This is a genomic window from Entomohabitans teleogrylli (assembly GCF_001484765.1).
Classification (GTDB): Bacteria; Pseudomonadota; Gammaproteobacteria; order Enterobacterales; family Enterobacteriaceae; genus Entomohabitans; species Entomohabitans teleogrylli.
Genome location: NZ_LLXO01000043.1, coordinates 1 through 18,745 on the forward strand (window position 1 = coordinate 1; position 18,745 = coordinate 18,745).

Below are 18,745 nucleotides of genomic sequence, written 5' to 3' on the forward strand. Positions count from 1 at the left end.
TGATTGGTAACGTTATCCGCTATAACGCCAACGATAACCCAACCAGGCAAACGGCCTTCAGCCAGTATGACCGCCCTCAGGCGCGTCGCCGTTACGCGGAGATCGCCGACCATCTGGGTCTGAGCGCCCCGGGCGACCGCACTGCCGCGAAGATAGAGAAACTGCTGGCATGGCTGGATACGCTGAAAGCGGAACTGGGTATTCCGAAGTCCATCCGCGAAGCGGGCGTACAGGAAGCCGACTTCCTGAGAGCCATTGATAAGCTCGCCAATGATGCGTTTGACGATCAGTGCACCGGGGCGAATCCGCGCTATCCGTTGATTTCTGAGCTGAAAGAGATCTTAATCTGCAGTTATTACGGCAAAACATTTCACGAGTAAATGCCGCCAGCGTAAAGAATCAGGGCTGCTATTCCTGCGGCCCTGATCCACCGGCAGGTAGCGGCAAGGGAAGTATGAAATGGAACTCTATTCGCTCTGTCACTCCAGCCATAGCTGACTGAAATCCGGCCGCGCCAGCCTATTCCAGTCCCGCCAGGTCAATGATTTTTCACTGGTAAATTCCATCCAGTGATGCAGCAGGGGAAACCTGAGCCGGGTATGGAATGGCAATATTAAGCGCTAACCGCACTTGCCAGATACCAGAACGCTGCGGCCGTTAAGTTTGTTGGATCCGGACTCGTGTCGCTGGCTGATACCCCTTTCTGTATTGAGATAAGCTAAGAAGAAGAAATGAAAAGTACTCCGCCACCGGATGACAGCGATGAAAACCATATCCTTTAACGACGTCGCTTTTCAGTTTATAAATGTTAGTCTTGCTGATGCTCAACCTGTCAGCGATTTCGTGAACAGATACTCCTCTGTGCCACCAGCTTAGTATTTTCGCATCTCTTACCGAAGGTTCGGGGTGCTGCGATCGTCTTTTTTTGAGCAATACATCGATTATTCTGTCGAAGGGACTCTTCTTGGAAATGAATATCTTGTTTGATTTTAAATTACATAACCCCGTATCTATCAACAATAATACCTCATAACCGCGGCATATAAATTTATTCACAACGACGATATCTCTGGGTCTTCTTACCTCGATAATCACCTTTTGGATATGGCTAATTTTTCTAAATATGTGAGTGGACAGCGATCGATGTGAGTATGAATAGCATCTTATGTTCAGTGAATCGAGATGTTCAGTCGCGCCAAGGCAAAAGAAATAATCATCGCTAATCAGAGCAATGTCATTTTTTATCGATACGGTATGCATTGTTTCCTTTTCAAATCTGTATAAATCCATATGCATTGGTATAGTTATTTCTGCTGTATGTCTTAAGATTCCCGGGATTTTATTATCATCAGCCAGAGTCATGGTGGATAATAAAAGCCGGGGATGTTGTTTAACGCGTATTATTTATACTGAACGGTGTAAATCAGTTTGCTGTTAGCCTGCCCGCTGGTTACAGTGCTGTTGGTCTGAATATAGCGCGCATAGAGCGGAATTTTAATCGTGTTGGCGCCAGCCTGGTTTTCAGCTATCCATGACAGGGAAGACCAGGACTGTTCGGACTGCGTTCTGGAAATCTGAATGCCAATACCGGTGGCCCCGCCGTTATCCAGCGCCATTATGCCGCGGGTACTGTCTATAAAACCATTCACTGCATCCAGTGACACAGAGTAGAGATTATCGGCTCTGGTTGTGGAGGTTAAATTACCCGTTATGTATGACTCCGTTTGACTGCTGTAGGTGTTACCAAATGCCATATCGCAGGTCAGAACGAGACCTGCATCTACCCAGTCTGTAGTTGAAGACCCTGTAAAAGAGCTGGCGGCATGTTCACCAAGCCATACATCTTTATCTCCGGCGCTGCAACTGGGAACCATATAAGTAATCACTCCGCTCGCGGCAGCTTTAGTTAACTGTACTGCGCTGCTGTTAAATGCGCCGCTGCTGGATTCCGTGGCATAAAAGCTAAGAACGGGGAATGTGGATGCATCTAATACCCCGCCGATTGTTGTGTTTGTTAATTTAACCAGATGCATTCCGGTATTAGGCAGATGAGAAACACTCCCTGAGGATATGGTTGAACCGATAGCCATTCCGTTCGATTGCACCATGTCAAAATATACGCCGAGGCCATCAATATTGGTTTTGTAAACCGGAGAGTTTCCGATAAAAGTGCCCGTTGTTCCCAGTGTGCTTTCCACTTTCACAACAAAGTAGATCGTTCCTGAGCTGCATCGTACGGCACCCGTATTTATGAATCTGTCAACGTGTAATAACGTATTATTATTGTGAACATTGGGGAAAATTCTGTTGAATGGGATCGGATACGTTTGTAATGCGGGAACCGTCTCTGTCACCGTACAGGCTGCCTGGACCTGGAATGCGCCTGACAGGTAGAAAGCCAGCCCCAGCAGTATCCCGGTCAGTACGCGGTATTTTTTTGCAATTGTGATCATGATGTAATCCATTTCTTTACTGGTATTCGCAACCGAGGGCGAACTCTTCCGCAACCCCCGAATCGGTGTTCGCCAGAGCGTAAGGCAGCAGGCATTGCTTCCCGTCAGTGCTGACGTTCAGTACTCCGCTGACCTGTTCAACGCGCGCAAAGATCAGACCTCCCTGGCCCACATAGCCCACTACCTGACCAGCGGCGTCATACACTTCGCTTCCAAACGGTAGCGGGCGAGTTGTTCCGGTGACGGTAATCAGCAGAGGGTATCCCCTACGGGTGTGATAGCTGACTTTCACCACTGCGCCGTCAAGCGGCGCCACTTTTTGCGACGTGTTATCCAGTTCCACGCCGGAAGCGGTTCCCTGCGGATCGATTCGGATGTCGTTGAACTGATAGGGGCTCAGGTATGGCACAGCGGCATAACCCCGGCCATCAATCCGGATACCGCTGTAACCGCTCACTCTGGCGCCTTCCGCCCCTTTTGCTTCCACAAGCGCGAAGGTATCGCCCTGGTAAGGGGAGAGGGTCAGGCCGCCGCCGTGGCCGATGACGGTTCCACTTATCCCGCCGGAGACGCTGTGGTAATGCCGTCCGCTACTCAGCGAGGCATTCAGCGAAGCGATGTCAGCCCGGTACTGCACATTCGCCGCCGCGCTGCTACCTGTGTCATCACTGCTTGTCGTTCCCGACAGGCCGTAGCTCAGACGCAGTTCTTCGCCAGCGGAGCCGCTGATGCCGGTTCTCAGGCTGTGGCCGCCGTGACGAGTGCGGTCATAGCTGACTTGACCCGTGGGGGCATTGCGGGTTGTCCCCAGCGGAAAACTCAGGTTAACGGAGATGGTGTCCTGTGCCTGACCCCAGGCGCTCCGACTGCGCCCGGCGTTCACGCCGTAACTGATGTTGTTCAGACTGTTGGTGTAGCCAAACTGGTACTGTTTGTCAGTACCGACAGCGTTCCAGTAGTTCTGGACGGATGAACTGAGATAAAACTCTCCCCAGCCGGTCGGTAACCCTTGCGTGGCCGTGAGCGTATAGCGGCTTTTGTTGCGGCGGATCGCGTTGCCGTCCTGGCCGCGGGCGAATGCTTCCCGGGTTTGCATGGCGGTCAAATAGTCCATATAGCCACGGGTTGAGAAACGGTAGGCTGCCAGCGCGAAGTTGCTGCGCGTTTCGCTGATATTTTTGCTGTAGCTAAATCGATAACTTTCCCCGCTGCGCGTTTCTTCCCCGCGCCAGGTATTGCCGAGTTCCGTGCGCGCGTGAGTGATATCGGCGCTGATCGCGCCCAGCGGCGTGGCCACCCCCGCGCCGCCCTGGCCGGCCCGGTAGCGGTCGCTACCCTGAATCCCGCCATACACTGTCAGCCAGTTAGTTAACCCCTGCTGCCACGTCCCCTGCCACAGCGCCGGGTCGCTGTGCAGCGTGCGGTTATTGAGCTCGCCGATCGACAGTTCATAGCGCGACTGGCCCGGGCGCAGTAACTGCGTGACAGAGGCGTACGGCACCTGAAAATGTTGCTCGCTACCGTCCGCTTCGTGGATAGTGACATCCAGATCGCCGCCGTAACCGGTGGGATAGAGGTCATCAATGACAAAAGCCCCGGGACTGACGGTGGTTTCATAAATCAGACTGCCGTTCTGCCGGACGGTTACCCGGGCGCTGGTCCGGGCAATCCCGCGTATTTCCGGGGCATAACCACGTCGTGAGAGCGGCTCCATCCGTTCGTCGCTTTCCACCCTGAAGCCGGAGAGCGGCAGGGTATCGAACAACTGACCCGAGGTGTTGACCTGGCCGAGGGAAATACGCCCCTTCAGCGCCGGTATATCACGTTGCAGGTAGGTATTCTGTGTCTGGTAATGGCTACCGTTGTGATTATTCCGACTCCAGGTACCGTTATGGCGTAGGTACCAACTGCCGATATTGATGCCGCCATTAATGCCGGTATACAGGCTATTGTGGTTGTAGCCATGGCTCTCACTACTGTAAGCATTGACGTTATAGCCCAGTATCGCTGCCGGAACACCGCTGTCCCACAGCGCTGGAGGAACGGTATCCCGGGCGTTACGGTTTTCATAAACCTGCGGTACTGTAATGCTCAGCGTTTGCGTATTGCTATCCGTCGTTACCGCGGCCCCGGGGATCAGCGCTGGTAGATCGGCGCAGGCATCCGCACTACCGGAAAATGCGCTATCCGGAAGCCTGTCATGGCGAAGAGGCAACTGTTTCAATAGTTCAGGCGACAGGCAGGGAACGGTGCGATTGTCATTGCCAGCGATAAAGTGAATATCCTGATTTACCGCCGGTTGATGGTTAAATAACACTCTGAGGCGGTGAAGGCCCGGGGCCAGACTTGCGCCATACGTGAAGCGCGTCAGGTCGGGCATAGCGCCGTTACCCAGGCGCAAAAAGGAGGCGTCAAAGCTGACTTCAGCCGGCTCTTCAGCCTGAACATTGCAGTACAACGTGGAGAACAGCGAAACGGACAGTAACGTCATTCTTCCGGACAGCGCAAATCCCTGCATTAGCATCTCTCCTGGAGGGGCAAAAAGAGTAAAATGAAATGGCTCACTTCACGGTAAAGCTTTGCGAGCGAATGGCGCCGTAATCATCAATCCATGCGACCTGAATAATGCTGCCTCGGGCGGCTTTTACCTCGCTGAAGGTCTGGCTGCTGAGCGGCGAAATCATATCTAAATCGACCATTTTCCCGGCGAAGGCGATGGAAGTAAGGGACACGTAATAAGGTGTGGGGTTGTCGGCTTTCAGCCCCTGTGGGGTGTCAGACCATGTCAGCGCCAGGGGAGCCTGGACTGCGCCATCCTTCAACACTGCCGGGCGCCAGAAAAATTTTATGCGTGAGCGAATGGCCAGTTGCAGGTAATTTTCCCCTTTCATTTCACTGCCGGGGCGGCCGGGAATTTCGAGAACATTGAGCCAGAAAAGCGATTCCCGATCCTGCGGTAGTGCGGATGTGCCGGTGGCTGTGATACGCAGAGATTGTCCCTTGCCGGCATCAAGTCGGTTGATTGGCGGGGTCAAAATAAATGGCGTTGTTATTGCGTCAGGCGTTGCACTGGCATCCCCGAGATCCAGCCAGCTTTGAACTAATACTGGCTGCTTGCCATTATTAGTCAACTGGACGGTTAACTCTCTGGCATCGGATAAATATACAACCCTGGTGCCATTTATCACTACGCTGGCTTGAGCTGGAAAAAAGAAAAGTAGCGCCGTAATACAGGCAATATATGCTGATTTAAACATGTTGTCTGGACATCCATGTTGATATGTAAAATAACCGGGAGGGAATTAATATCCCCTCCCGTCTTGTTATTTATAAATCAGGTTGTAAGTTACCTGTGATGCAACAAGGCCAGCGGTCGCTACGCCTTCAGCATAATATTCAACAAAATATGGCAGGGTCGCATTTCCGGAGGAAATATCTACATAGCCCGTAGTGGTGGTATGCTGAGAGGCATCGCCCACGACGATGACCGAGTCGTTCGAACCATCGCGAAGTTGTAGGCTGACAAAATCGGCACCGGTGTTATCTGTGTTTTTCAATCGTCCTGTCGCATTATCAACGGTGTTTCCACCAGAAAAATAGGCTTTTGCGGAGGTCAGGCCGGTAGTGCATCCGCTCAGGCCCAGTGTGAAACGGGTTTTACCATTCGTTTTGGTGGCGCCGTTTAATGAATCTGCAGATACCGTAGGTAATGTTACGGTGGCATTAGCGCCACTACCGCTAATATCAACATTACAGGTTGTACCGGTAATCAGGCCGCTAAAGTTAATAGTTCCGGTATCGGCAACAGCGCTACCGGATACCAATGTAAATGCCATAGCTGTAGCCAGGAGATGACGATTAACCTTCATAATAAAAGCTCCATTTACTAAAATTAATTCCGCATTCCTGGATAATGCCAATATAGAGACATAATCCTGTGGTGATGGCATAAATAAAATACCATCCCTGAGACAGGGCAGGATGCATGAAGTATAAGTTATGAGGCTACGGAAAATATAATGATTGGTGGTAAATAAATATAATCAGGTATATTTTCAATAGCGCGGCGCCATTATTACGCAACAGGGATTGAACGTCAAAAGCGATCAATTGCCGTGACTTGATAGAAATATTGAATCAAAATGTTGTGAAAAGATCGTCATGGGCGATTATTTTTTTGTGATTTTTCCTATATCCGTATGATTTGCATGGTTATGGTGATAATTGCAAGGGGAGAGGATTCCTGGGTTTGAGGGGATAATATCCAGAGTTTTACCAGGTGTGGATTTATCTCAATGCCTTTTTCGTTTAAGAAGTGTTTATGTTGTGAGCAAGAAATTAACTTTATGTTTTCAATTTATTGCCATTTATGTCTCTTAGCGTTACCGGTAGTCCGGGATCGGTATGAGAGGGCCAGGTCAAAAGATCTTGCCTTCGCAGGACCGGATCATGGGAAATAAAATAGAAAGCATAGGCTTTTCGCTCATAACAGATCTGACAGCGCTTCGTTTAGTCCGATGAGTGCCGGAAGTGGAAGATAAGCTGAGTATCTTTGGCCCGGAGCGCCTTAACGTGAGAATTCGCACAATAGATTTATCGTGAGGTGGGTTCCTCTACGCTCTCATGGCGTACGTTGTATCCCACCGCTTTTCCGGCGTCATTCTCAATGCGGTATTCAATGGTCACTGTATGTCGGGTGATGGGCGTGATGGTGATTTCCTTGACCCGGCAGCCTGAATCGGCAGGAAGCGTGCGCGTTATATTGCCTTTAGCAAGTGTCCGCCCGTTTTGCTTTACCTGCCACGTCAGACGGCAATCCTCGCAGGCTGACCAGGTATCGTTGATCGCCCACAGGCGTACCGTCGCCTCGCTTCCCCGGCGCCAGACGGCGGTCACGGGCTCAATGGAGGGCAGGATCGGCTGATAAGCCCTTTGTAGCGCGTAGTAGCCCGCTTTCGGCTTACGCAGATAATCCACCACGCCCCAGTTGATCGAGGGCCAGGTCTCGACAAACATAAAGTGGAAAAGGGCGGTCACCGGCTGATAGCGCTGCCGGCGATAGCTTTCCGCCGCCATGGCGACCAGATCTGCCTGATATTTCTGAGTATTATCAATCATCTCCTGAATGTTATTCCCGCGGGATATGTTCGCAAATTTAAAGGTCTGGAAAGGCTGGAAATTATGGTATTTCCAGTACGTCCAGCCGGGATCGTCTGCCGCCGTACTCTTCGGCCATATCAGATGGGCGGGTACGATGGTTTTCAGTGTCGAGAGTCGCGGCAGGGCCTGGGCGCCAAATTCAGTGATGATCCCGGTTTTGGCGGGAGCGAGCAGATCGCGCATGGTGCCAAAATACCATCCGGCCCAATAGTGTTCCTCGACGGCGGAAAAACGATGCACGATGCGCGACGTGTCTTCCGCCAGCGCATCGCCCACACGCTTCGTCAGAGCCTGGTTTAACGTTTTATTCCAGTCGGGGAAGCGCTTTTCCATCCACGGGGAGTTCCAGGGCGGCTCGTTATGTCCGCCCCAGACGATAATGGCCGGGGAATTGCCGAACTGTTCAACCATTTCACGGGTCTGACGCACCGCATTGTCGGCAAAGGCAGCGCTGTTGTCGTAGCCCCACTGGAGGGGAACATCCTGCCAGATCATCAACCCCATCTCGTCGGCCACCTCATAAAGGGCGCGGCCTGCCACGTGTCCGTGAACGCGGATCGCGTTGGCGTTCATCGCTTCCACCAGTTCGAAATCCCTGCGGTATTTTTTCCGCGTCATCGTCCCGAGCCACGGGGAACCGATATAGTTGCTGCCTTTGATAAAGAGCCGCCTGTCGTTGATCCGCCAGCCTTTGTTGTCCGCCTGTTCTTCCAGCTTGCGCAGGCCTGTGCGGGTGGCGGCGGTATCCATTACCCCTTGGTCATCCGCCAGGGAAACGCGTACCCGGTAGAGATTCGGCCTGCCATAACCCACCGGCCACCACAGCCTGGCGCCGTCCATCGGCAGCGTGACGCTCAGGATTTGCACCTTACCGTCCGTTGTCGCGAGATTGACCGGGAAATCCTGATAAAAGCGCTGGCCGTTGAAATTATCCGGTATTGCTGAGAGGCGCAGAGTGGCAGGTCCGGTCGCCAGTGCCCGATAACGGATTTCCGCCCGCAGAACCGGGTTTTTCAGCCCCTTCTGCCAGTCAGGCCGCAGAATCACGTCATCTATCGTTACGCCGCGGCTCAGATGCAGCTTTACCGGCGCCCAGATCCCTCCTGAATTGGCATCCTGTCCCTGAACCGACCATGCGCCGCCGGGGCGGGTGTCGTGTTGGTTAAGTATCCCCTTCACCAGCGTTTTGTGCAGCGGCCAGATTTTTTCAGGATCTTCATAGGGGCTGTCTACCCGAACGGCGAGCCGATTATGGCGGCGCAGCGCGTCGCTGACATCCACCGGGAAGCGCTGAAAATAGCCCTCATGACGAGCCAGCGCTTTGCCATTGAGTGTGACGTCGGCAAAATAGTCCACGCCGTCAAAAACTAAGGTCGCCATGGTATTCGGCGCACGCTCAGGAAGCGTAAATTCATGCCGATACCACAGGGCGCCCTGATGATCGTATCCGGCGCTGTACCAGTTGGCAGGCACCCGAAGCGCACGCCAGCCGTGTTCTGGGGCATTAACCCCGTCGAATGCGCTGTCGTTAGCATCATGCACGCGCCACATTCCAGCCAGCGACCAGGTGAGCGGCTGGCTCGCCTGTGCCAGCAGGGGGCTGAATACCAGTAGCAGAATAAGCCTACGGATCATGTTTTACCTCCTGCGTTCTGCGGCGTAGCCACGCAGCACAGCGCCTTGCCTCCTCGCTAACTTCGCCTTGTAGAACGCTAATCCCGGCTTGTTCCAGCAATGGCGCCTGGCTCTCAAGCTGCTGGAGTCGCTCTGCAAGGGCGCTAAAACCAAGGGTAACCGCTTCGCCGCGAAGCTTATGCGCGGCCCGGCGCAGGGCCTCACGATCGTCGCTGTCGATGGCTTGTTGTATGGCTGCCATTTCTCCGTCAAGCCCCTGGCCGAACAACCCCAATAGCTCATCGACCAGCAAGGGATCGTCCGCGCACTGTTTTAATAGCCGCGCTTCGTCCGGCAGGCCCTGACTTCCCTCAAAGCGGACGCGGGCTATTTCCTCGCTCAGAGTCTCCTGGCTCACCGGCTTGGCGATATAGCCATCGAAGCCCATCGCCAGGCAACGCTCTCTGTCGCCCTGCATGGCGTGGGCGGTCATCGCGATGGCTGGCTGGTGGCCGCGCCCCTGCGCGCGTGTTTCTTCGCGCACCAGGCGGATGGCGGTTTCTCCATCCATCTCAGGCATTTGCAGGTCAATCAGCAGGAGATCCCAGGGTTTTTCCCTCCAGCGTTCAAGGGCCTCACGGCCATTGTTTACCACTTCGCAACGATGCCCGAGCCGTTCCAGCAGGCGTCTGGCGACTTTCTGATTCACCAGGTTATCCTCGGCCAGCAGAATACGTAATTCGGTCTGCGGCACAGTGGTCGTCACGATGGGATCAGGTGCAGGGACCGCGGCGGGGAGAAATTCAAGAACATTGGCGATGACCTGGTGCAGCTCACGCTGGGCAACGGGTTTGTGCAGATAGTGGGCGATGCCGATGCGCTTAAGCATCCTGGCGTCAAAATGGCGGTTCATTGAACTGAGCATGATGATGTTGCTTTGCCCGGTTTGCGGCAGGGCGGAAAGCTCAAGCGCGAGTGAAATGCCGTCCATATCCGGCATCTGCGCATCGAGTAAGAATAACGGCCAGCGTTCGCTCCCGGTAGTCAGCCGTAACGCCTCGCTGGCGTTGTTGACGCAGGTCGGCGCCAGCCCCATCTGACGAAGCATGGTATCAAGCAGGCGCAGGTTCGTGCTGTTGTCATCCACCACCAGTACTTTTTGGCCGCTGAAGTGGGTCATAGGGGCGGCAACTGTGGAGACCGCCTGCTGACTCTCGAGGGGGAGAGTAAAGGCAAATTCGCTACCCACGCCAGGCTCGCTCTGCACCGTCAGCTCGCCGCCCATCAGACTGGCCAGGCGGGCCGAGATGGTCAGCCCCAGGCCGGTGCCCCCATAGCGGCGGGTGGTAGAACTGTCGGCCTGGCTAAAGGCCTCAAAGATGGTCTTTTGCTTCTCCGCGGGTATTCCGATGCCACTGTCGCGAACGCGAAAACGCCATTGCCCTTCACCGTCGGCAGGCTCAATGGCCAGCAGCACCTCGCCCTGATGGGTAAACTTCAGGGCGTTGCCCAGCAGATTGGTGAGGATTTGTCGCAACCGGGGACCGTCGACTATCAGCACGTCCGGCACCCCTGGCGGGATGTCCACCAGCAGCTCAATCTCTTTTTCACTGGCGGCGGGCATGTGCGGGCGGATCAGCGCCTGGACGAAGGGGCGGATCTCCAGCGGCTCTGCATCTAATGACATCTTGCCCGACTCAATGCGGGAGAAGTCGAGGATGTCATTGATGATATGCAGCAGCGACTGGGCTGAACTCATGACCAGCGAAAGGTATTCCCGTTGTTCGGGGTTAAGCTGGGTGTCCAGACAGAGTTGAGTCATACCCAGGATACCGTTCATCGGGGTACGAATTTCGTGGCTCATATTGGCCAGAAAGGCGCTTTTTGCCTCGTTGGCCTCCCGGGCCACTTTCGCCGCCTCGATGGCAAGCAGTTCGGCCTCCTTGCGGCGGGTAATATCCTGCAGGGTGCCGATCACCCGTTCGGCCTGCTGCTGCATATTGAGGGTCACCACTTGTCCTGAGATCAACATCCAGCGCCAGCCTTGCGTCGGATGCTGTACACGAATTTCGCACTCAAACACCGGCATATGATCTTGCCTGGAGGCGCTCATCGCGTGGCGCAAAGTGGCGCGATCCTCTTCATGGACCAGGTTAAGCAGAAAGCGCAGCGGATAGTGTAGCTGTACGCGCGGCAGGCCCACCATCGCCAGCAGTGTATCGTTCACTTGCAGGCTGTCGCGGGAGACCTCCCAGTCCCATATGCCTATCTGAATAGACTCTGCGGTCAGCAAAAAGTTGTCGTGCAACTGGTGGCGTGAGCGCTGCGCCTCGTCAAGCTCGGTGATATCGGTATGCAGGCTGATGATGCCGCCATCGCTTAGCCGCTGGTGCTGAACATAAAGGCGCCGTTTACCCGACTGGCGGACTTCACGGTGATCCGGCTGGCGGCAGTTACGAATTATTGCCTCACGCAGGAGCTGGCGTCGGCCAGGATCGATGTTGTAGCCCGCGTCAATAAATTTCTCCGCAAGACTTTCGAGGGACGCGCCGACGGCAAGCCACGGGGCGATCACCGGGTAAAACCACACCACTTTGTCATTCCATGCCAGCAGGCGTTCGGCCGGATCGTAAATCATTACCGCTGAGGGCAGTACGTTGAGATCGAAACAAGAAGGAGCCCCCATGTTTACTCACCCCTGACCTGGTAATGCAGCTCAGCCTGGCGACGCACGTACTCCAGACCAGGCGCTATCGCCATCGCCCAGGCGGTGAGGATCTCCTCATCACAGAGTGGATCGCTGGCGCGAACGGTTCTGAGCATCGCTTCCCGCCAGAGGGCGAAAAATCGCGGCGGCAGGCGCAGTCCTTCATCGCCCTGTTCGCGGGCCAGCCGCTCAAGAAAGTCCGGTACGAAGAGCGCGCCATCGACCGCGAGCATGGCGAAGAAGCTCTTATAAATCATCTGCTGGCTTTCCTCGCCAGGACGTTGGGAGAAGTGGCGCTCTGTTTCCGGGGACATATGAATAAAGGTATCCCGGAAAGCCTCAAAAAAACGCTTTTTGTCATTCTCGGGCAACACGCGGTTGAGACTTGCCTCAAAGAGATCGCGGTAAAATTTCATGGTGCGGCCCTCGCTGCCCGTTCGCCTGGCAGACACCGGCCAGGCGGGTTAAATTCGTCTGTCGCGCGGCGGACAAAATAGCTGTTGTCATCTGTAAGGCCGTTTTCAAACAGCGGTCCGGCGTTGTGTTTATAGAGAAGCGCTTCCAGCACCATGGCGTTGGTGGAGAGAGTGAGGGTCCGGTTGACGTCCCCGGTCGCCTCCACGCGCCCCTCAAACCAGCCCTGTTGTGGGCTATTAAGATGTGTCGTCACCGCCATCAGAGCATCGGTATAGTCGGTTTTCCACAGCGTCCAGAGGACGAAAACCGCTTTAGTGGATACCTGCGCCAGCCGGGGATAGTCGCGACCGTCGTCGCCAATCGTGTTCCAGGCGTAGCCGTTCCCCCAGACGGTGTCCTCAACGTGCCAGGGGGCCTGAGGCAGCGTAAAATCGGCTCGCGCGGTAAGCACCTTGTCACGCTCCCAGCGCGATTTCTGACTCAGCCATACTCCCTGGGCGCGGGTGCGCAGCGCTTTTTGCACCTCCGGCGCCACGCCCGGAGGTTGCCAGCCGAACTCCAGCCCCGGCAGCATGGCGGGCAGGGTGGTCAGCAGCGACGGCTGCCAGGTTGTACGCGGGTCGCGGTCATCTACGGCGAGGCTGCGCTGATAAATAATGACGTTGCGCGAAGGAGGAGAGAGCGCTTTTTCAGGCTGGAATCCCCACAGGCGAAAGGCGCTGGCCGCGTATTCGCTGTCCCCCAGCCGTAGCTCCTCGCGTATGACCGTCTGACCGTTCTGAACAGAGGCAGACCACAGTTCCCCGTCTTTATCTATGACCGGACAGAAGTTCCAGCGCAGGATGATTTTATCCAGATATTCACGATACTGCGGCGCGCGTTCGGCTGTCAGTCGCAGGGCCAGCATTAGCCGCGCCATATCTTTTGCCGACCAGCCGCTTTTTGTCGGCTGGCCGCTGAAATCAACAGGCGTCGCCGTCTGGCTGGAGTAGAGCCTTCCCGGCGTGCGGACGTCGGTGAGCGTCAGGCGATTCAGGGTACCGAGCAGGCGCGTCAGCCGGGCGTCGAATTCATCTTCCTGCATCAGTCCCAGCTCTCTGGCGGCGATCAGGGCGATCAGGGTGTCCCCCATTTGCCACAGGGTCACGCGCGGCTGCCTGTCGCTGCCGTTGACCAGCCCGGTTTGCGGCTGGGTATTATTCTCGAAATAGCGCCAGGCGATGCGCGCCCACGCCTGCTCCTGCGGCGTCAGGCTACTGATGCGCGCGGTGGTGTGCCAGCCGCCTTTAGTGAGCCAGCGCCACCCCGCGCCTTCGCGGCTGAACAGTGCGAAGGCGATAAGCAGTACGACGATGGCGACGGCCAGCCAGCGGGCTAGGGTTTTAAGCATTGCGCGGTCACCGGCGGCAGTTTAACGGGTTCGTCCGCGTTGCAGGCGGCGCACTGGCAGGCCTGGCAGGCGGGTTTGGTTCGCAGCGTGGTCCCGGTCTGTTCGCACCATGTCTTAACGGCTGGCGTGTTGTTCAGGAAAGGTCGGTTGCGTGAAGCGTTATTCGGCTCAAAGAGATCGACTAATTTTTTGTCCCACAGCGAGGGCGCAAAATCGTGATTTTTCGGGTTATCGCTGTTGAACTGTAGTAGTTTGCCCTCTTTTTTGAACAGGAGCGCCTCCAGCATGATGCCGTTATTGTTGGCGGTAAATTCGTTGATGGGACCGTCACCGTTTTCATACAGCCCTTCGTAATAGCCTTTACCTTGTTCGTTGGCGTTTTCAATGGTGTCCAGCAGGCGGTCGGTGTAGGGCGAATTCCATAGCGCCCACATGCCCAGCGCCGCTTTTAGCGATACGGCGGCGCTATTCGGTACGTACTGACCTTTATCAGTAATGGTGTTCCAGTTAAAGCCGTCGCTGAATACGGTGTCGTAAACGAAGTAGGGGGATTTATCGAGCTGGTGCTCAGAGCGGGCGGTCAGGATACCCGTTATGGCGTAGCGATTCTCCTGGGCCTGATAAACACGATCGGCGAAGTTTTTCATCCACGGATGGGAGTAATCGCGCGGGCTGTTATCCCTGTCCGTTGGATTGTCAAAACCAAACTCCATACCATAAAGAACGTAAGATTCGGTCACCACATAATTATGCTGGCTGGTTTGCCGCGGATCGCGCGAATCATAGGGGACCAGAACGCAGTAAATTTCCGCCAGTTCATACGGCTGAGGACGGCTGGCCTGACAGGTGTTAAATCCCCAAAGCCGGAAGCCCGCCGCGCCGTACTCCTCATAGCCCAGCCGCCCTTCCTGCACATATTTGGGCTGGTCGTTTTCCAGATAGGCGCCGTACAGCGTGCCGCAGGGATCGACGGCGTGGCTAAAATCCCATCCCAGCACCACGTTATCGATGCTGTTGCTGTACTCCGGATAGCGCTCCTTGATGACCTTCAGCCAGATCAGCATCCTGCCAATGTCCAGCGCCGAAAAGCCAATCTCACCGGGCTTGTTCTGGTAGTTCACCTTCTGCCCGCTGAGGGTGTTATAGGCTTTGTTGGGCAGTTCGTTGCGGAACAGATCCAGCTTATTCAGGGTGGCGAGAAACTTCAGCATTCTGCGGTCAAATTCGGCCTTATCGATAATCCCCAGTTCCCGCGCCGCCGTCATGGCTGCCAGATAGGAGGCGCTGTCCCACATGGTGGTGGAAGGGTATTTGTTTACCGCATTGACCAGTCCGGTGGTGGGCTGATAGTTGGCGACAAAATACTGCCAGGCGTTTTTGGCAATCGTCATCTCCCTCGGGGTCAGCTCGCCGCTACGCGGTGCATAGTCCGATGCCGGGAGTCCGGTTGCGGCCTGTGCCAAAGAAAACGACAGCCAGAACGCCATGAGCCCGGCCAGAAGGGGGAAAAAGAATAGAACTTTCAGCTTCATGGCTTCGCTCCTGCTGAAGATGTTGGTTGAGTATCATGGCTGAGGCAGGCCAGACAAAGCATCTGACCCCGGGCGATATAGGCCAGACTTTCGAGGACGATCGCGTTAGTGTCGGCATCCACGGTATTGTTGTTGCTACCGTCAAGGTTAAGCCCGCGCTGCCAGCCTTTGCCGGGGACCTGCAACTTCTGCACCTGCTGGCGCAGCGCTTCGCTCCAGCCGTTGCGGAACAGGGCATACCACGCAAAGGCGGTACGGGTGGAAGTGATGGCTGTTTGCTCCGGAGTGCTATCGCGCAGGACGCTGTTTTGTAGCGGCTGACTGTCAGGCTGCGTGTTCGTAAAATCCGGCGCGGGTTCGGCGTAGTCGGTGCTGATCGGCGGTTTGCTTACCCGCAGATTCTGTCGGCGCTGCTGGATCTGCATGATGCGCCAGGTGATTTCCGCGCTCTGGGCGTCAAAGCCCAGCTCAAGCCCGGTTAACAGATACGGGAGGCTGATGAGGGAGGGCTGCCGCCCCCAGGGCGTGCGCAGCCCCTCGTCAGGCACCATAATGCCGTCGATATCGATCATCTGCTGCCCCTGCGGCGGGTTGGTTACCGCCAGCCCCGCCGCGCTGTCGATCAGCCGCAGCGTGTGGCTGGCATACAGGCGATAGCCGAAGCTATTTCTGGGTTCATCCGTGGCCAGCGCCCAGTGGTGTAATGGTGCTGTGGCCTGGCTGGCCGTATTGTTTTCTATCAGCGCGCCAACTTTCCACTGGTTAAAGAGATAGCGTACGGCGGCGGCGTGCTGAGGATAGCGCCACAGCAGGGTTTGCAGGGCGTTGAGCAGGCGGCCCATACCGATGGCAGACGCGTCCGCTTTACCCAGAATTTGCAGGGTGTCCGCATGGTAGTAAGCGGCGGGCAGTCCCTGAGGATTGAGCGTAAGCTGGCCCAGGGTAAACAGGGCGGCGGTGATGCGTTCATCAAACTCGTCGGCTGTCAGAATGTTGAGTTGTTTTGCCGCTATCACGGCGAAAAGATAGCTGCCGACGCTCCACAGGCTGAGCCAGGGCTCACCGTCGTGGGCATTGGCCAGTCCGTTCGGTTGCGTGTTGTTAACGTAATACTGCCAGGCCACTCGCGCCCAGACAGCCTCTTCGAAGGTCAGCTCCCGTGGGGCGGGTAACGGAGGGAAATCCTGACTTAACGTCATCCCCGCGCTGCTCTCTACGCGCGTGGGCATCTGTTTCTCAACCCAGACGACAACCGCGAACCCCAGCAGGAAGCCGATAAGAATCGTGAGATAGCTACGGGCTGACAGGAGCGCGTCGCGTTTTCTCATTGGCGCGCCTCCTCTTCGGCGGGTGTCCACATGGCGGCGAAAATCAGCGGCAGCATGGCGGCGATATTGACCGCCCCCCAGAAGATGTTAATGACGTAGCCGGAAGGGTCGTCGACCTGCCCGCGCGCCACCTGGATCCCACCCCAGATCAGCCCCGCCAGGGTGAGCGCGACGATGGCGATTTGCGGTTTCACCAGATAGAGAAAGCGCCCTGTCTGCCGCTCTTTCGGGGTCACATGAAATTTGATCTGCTCGCCGCGTAATACGGTGTTGAGCGCTCGCAGATTCATGGAGAAAAAGGCGAGATACGAGGCCCTGCCGTCCCACGCTGAAATACCCCAGGTGCCGAACATAAAGGCCAGCTCCGAGACAATAAAAAAGGGCAAAAAGTGCAGGTAAAAAGGCGTTGACCAGGCTGACACCGGCGGAATGCCGGTAAACAGGTAGATAATGGGCGAAATAAGGAAAATGGTGTTCCACACACAGGCCAGATAGGACCAGAAGGTGGTGGCGTACATCAGCGTTTGCGGCAATGAGAGCTTAAAGCGGCGGCGGCTGAAAATATTGTCATGGAACAGGATATCCAGCGAGCCAGCGGCATATTTGAAGCGCTGGATCATCCATGTCAGCATATCCTGCGGGGAGAGCATTTTCGATTCTATCTGCGGATGCATCACCGAACGCCAGCGGCGTGCGGAATCACCGTGCAGCAGGATAGAGGTATAAATATCTTCCGAAACATGAAACTTATAAGGTGTCAGTTCCGTATCGAACGCCACGTGGGGGCGCATGGCGTCCTGGAGGGTTTCACGCGTAGCGGGGTCTCGAATATCGCGCGTGTGACGTTCGATCTCTTCTTCAACGCTCCAGACGTAGCTGCGCAGGGCCGCCTGCATCACCGCTTCGCGCCGGTGAATGGAAGCCGCCCCGCAGCAGAAGGCGGCGTTAGCCCAGTTGCGGCGACGTAAAATGACGTCGTAGAACATGCGCGGATCGTTGAAAAAGGGGTCGCGCCCGATGGTGACCGGGCCGATAAACTTCTGGGTGAGCCAGCCCAGACCGTATCCTGCTTTGCCTGCTTTACGTTTAAGCCAGTGCGCCAGATTCTCCCCTTCAGGTAGATCGAAGAACCACTGCGGCGTCTGGACCCAGGCCACATCCGGATCGCGGAAATAGCCCAGCGTGTGGCTGAGTAGCGTGGGGAAAACGCGGGTATCGGCATCGCAGATCACCAGAAAATCGCCATCAGTCTGCTCAAGCCCGTTACGCAGGTTACCGGCCTTGAAGCCGATATTCGTCTGCCGGGTGATGTAGTTAGCGCCTTCCTGATCACACACGGCTTTCATCTCCGGGCGGCGTCCGTCATCCAGCACATGCACCTTATAGTCCAGCGGGCCGGGATAGGCCATCTTCATGGCATCGCGGATAGAGAGCCTGACCAGCTCCACGTCTTCTGAATAGGTGGCAATAAAGAGATCGACCTTAATTGGCCTCGACTCTTCGGCGTCCTCTGGCCTCAGGCAGTGGTTGATCTCGGTCGGCGGTGAGTTTTGTGGTGGATCATCTTCTTTCCATAAATTAATGGTGAACAGCAGCGTGCCGATCCAGGCGAGGGTTTCCGCCAGTACCAACGGAATGGCATACCAGAGCGCATCGGTATTTAATGAGGCCGTCCAGCGCCAGTAAATATAATTTGCGCCGAGAACGAGCGCGGCCACCGCCAGTATCTGCCAGGTTATTATCACCCAGCGCGGTGTGCTTAATGGCTCCGGTGGTCGGCGATGTTCAAAACGGGAAAAATAAAAATCCATACACAAGGATATCCTGATTCCGCGCTAATTTTCAGTGAGAAGCCTGTCAAAGATAAGAGGCAGTCCCGAAGGTAAATAATACTGATAAAACAAAAAGTAAAGTAAGTGTAGATGGTGGGCAGATTTTTTCCAGGAAAAGAAATTGTATATTTCAGATTAACTTAATCAAATGTTATCCATACTTACTTTACTTCATCAGCCCTTCAATAATTGCCAGATACGTATCTTTAAGCTATCTATACCCTAAATAATTCGAGTTGCATGAAGGCGGCAAGCAAAGGAATCCCGATGAGCTTACATCAAGTAAGTGATTCGGGTGAGTGAGCGCAGCTA

11 protein-coding genes and 1 pseudogene are annotated in these 18,745 nt (G+C 55.3%); 1 reads left to right on the forward strand and 11 read right to left on the reverse strand.

The window, feature by feature from the left end:
- Positions 1-380, forward strand: a pseudogene (locus AQ981_RS23735) (iron-containing alcohol dehydrogenase); the annotation flags it as partial.
- A gap of 1,020 nt (positions 381-1,400) precedes the next feature.
- On the opposite strand, the gene AQ981_RS23745 reads toward AQ981_RS23735, so the two are convergent.
- The 11 genes from AQ981_RS23745 to AQ981_RS23795 form a co-directional block, all read right to left on the reverse strand.
- Positions 1,401-2,453 (reverse strand): fimbrial protein, encoded by a 1,053-nt coding sequence (locus tag AQ981_RS23745; protein ID WP_058914241.1) that lies wholly within the window; start codon positions 2,451-2,453, stop codon positions 1,401-1,403.
- 16 nt (positions 2,454-2,469) lie between these two features.
- Positions 2,470-4,971 carry a fimbria/pilus outer membrane usher protein gene (locus AQ981_RS23750; RefSeq protein WP_058914242.1) on the reverse strand — a complete coding sequence of 834 codons (2,502 nt, stop codon included), beginning with the start codon at positions 4,969-4,971 and terminating at the stop codon, positions 2,470-2,472.
- 43 nt (positions 4,972-5,014) lie between these two features.
- Positions 5,015-5,710 (reverse strand): fimbria/pilus periplasmic chaperone, encoded by a 696-nt coding sequence (locus AQ981_RS23755; protein ID WP_058914243.1) that lies wholly within the window; start codon positions 5,708-5,710, stop codon positions 5,015-5,017.
- 66 nt (positions 5,711-5,776) lie between these two features.
- A complete protein-coding gene (locus AQ981_RS23760; RefSeq protein WP_058914244.1) occupies positions 5,777-6,322 on the reverse strand; it encodes a fimbrial protein in 546 nt (181 codons plus the stop codon).
- A 724-nt stretch (positions 6,323-7,046) separates the two neighbouring features.
- Complete coding sequence (locus tag AQ981_RS23765) at positions 7,047-9,248, reverse strand: glycoside hydrolase family 2 protein (RefSeq protein WP_058914245.1); 2,202 nt, start codon at positions 9,246-9,248, stop codon at positions 7,047-7,049.
- Positions 9,238-11,913, reverse strand: coding sequence for a hybrid sensor histidine kinase/response regulator (locus tag AQ981_RS23770; protein ID WP_058914246.1), 2,676 nt, complete (start codon positions 11,911-11,913; stop codon positions 9,238-9,240). Before AQ981_RS23770 ends, AQ981_RS23765 begins: the two co-directional genes overlap by 11 nt.
- 2 nt (positions 11,914-11,915) lie before the next feature.
- Entirely contained in the window at positions 11,916-12,350 is a 435-nt protein-coding gene (locus tag AQ981_RS23775) for a hypothetical protein (protein WP_058914247.1), read from the reverse strand.
- Entirely contained in the window at positions 12,347-13,741 is a 1,395-nt protein-coding gene (locus AQ981_RS23780; protein ID WP_058914248.1) for a DUF3131 domain-containing protein, read from the reverse strand. The genes AQ981_RS23775 and AQ981_RS23780 overlap by 4 nt, the downstream gene beginning before the upstream one ends.
- The gene (locus AQ981_RS23785; protein WP_082683264.1) at positions 13,726-15,273 is read right to left on the reverse strand and encodes a DUF3131 domain-containing protein; all 1,548 of its coding nucleotides are present in this window, start codon (positions 15,271-15,273) and stop codon (positions 13,726-13,728) included. The genes AQ981_RS23780 and AQ981_RS23785 overlap by 16 nt, the downstream gene beginning before the upstream one ends.
- On the reverse strand, positions 15,270-16,601 hold the full coding sequence (locus tag AQ981_RS23790; RefSeq protein ID WP_058914249.1) for a DUF3131 domain-containing protein: 1,332 nt from the start codon (positions 16,599-16,601) through the stop codon (positions 15,270-15,272). Before AQ981_RS23790 ends, AQ981_RS23785 begins: the two co-directional genes overlap by 4 nt.
- Positions 16,598-18,412, reverse strand: coding sequence for a glycosyltransferase family 2 protein (locus AQ981_RS23795; RefSeq protein WP_058914250.1), 1,815 nt, complete (start codon positions 18,410-18,412; stop codon positions 16,598-16,600). The genes AQ981_RS23790 and AQ981_RS23795 overlap by 4 nt, the downstream gene beginning before the upstream one ends.
- Positions 18,413-18,745: the final 333 nt, after the last annotated feature.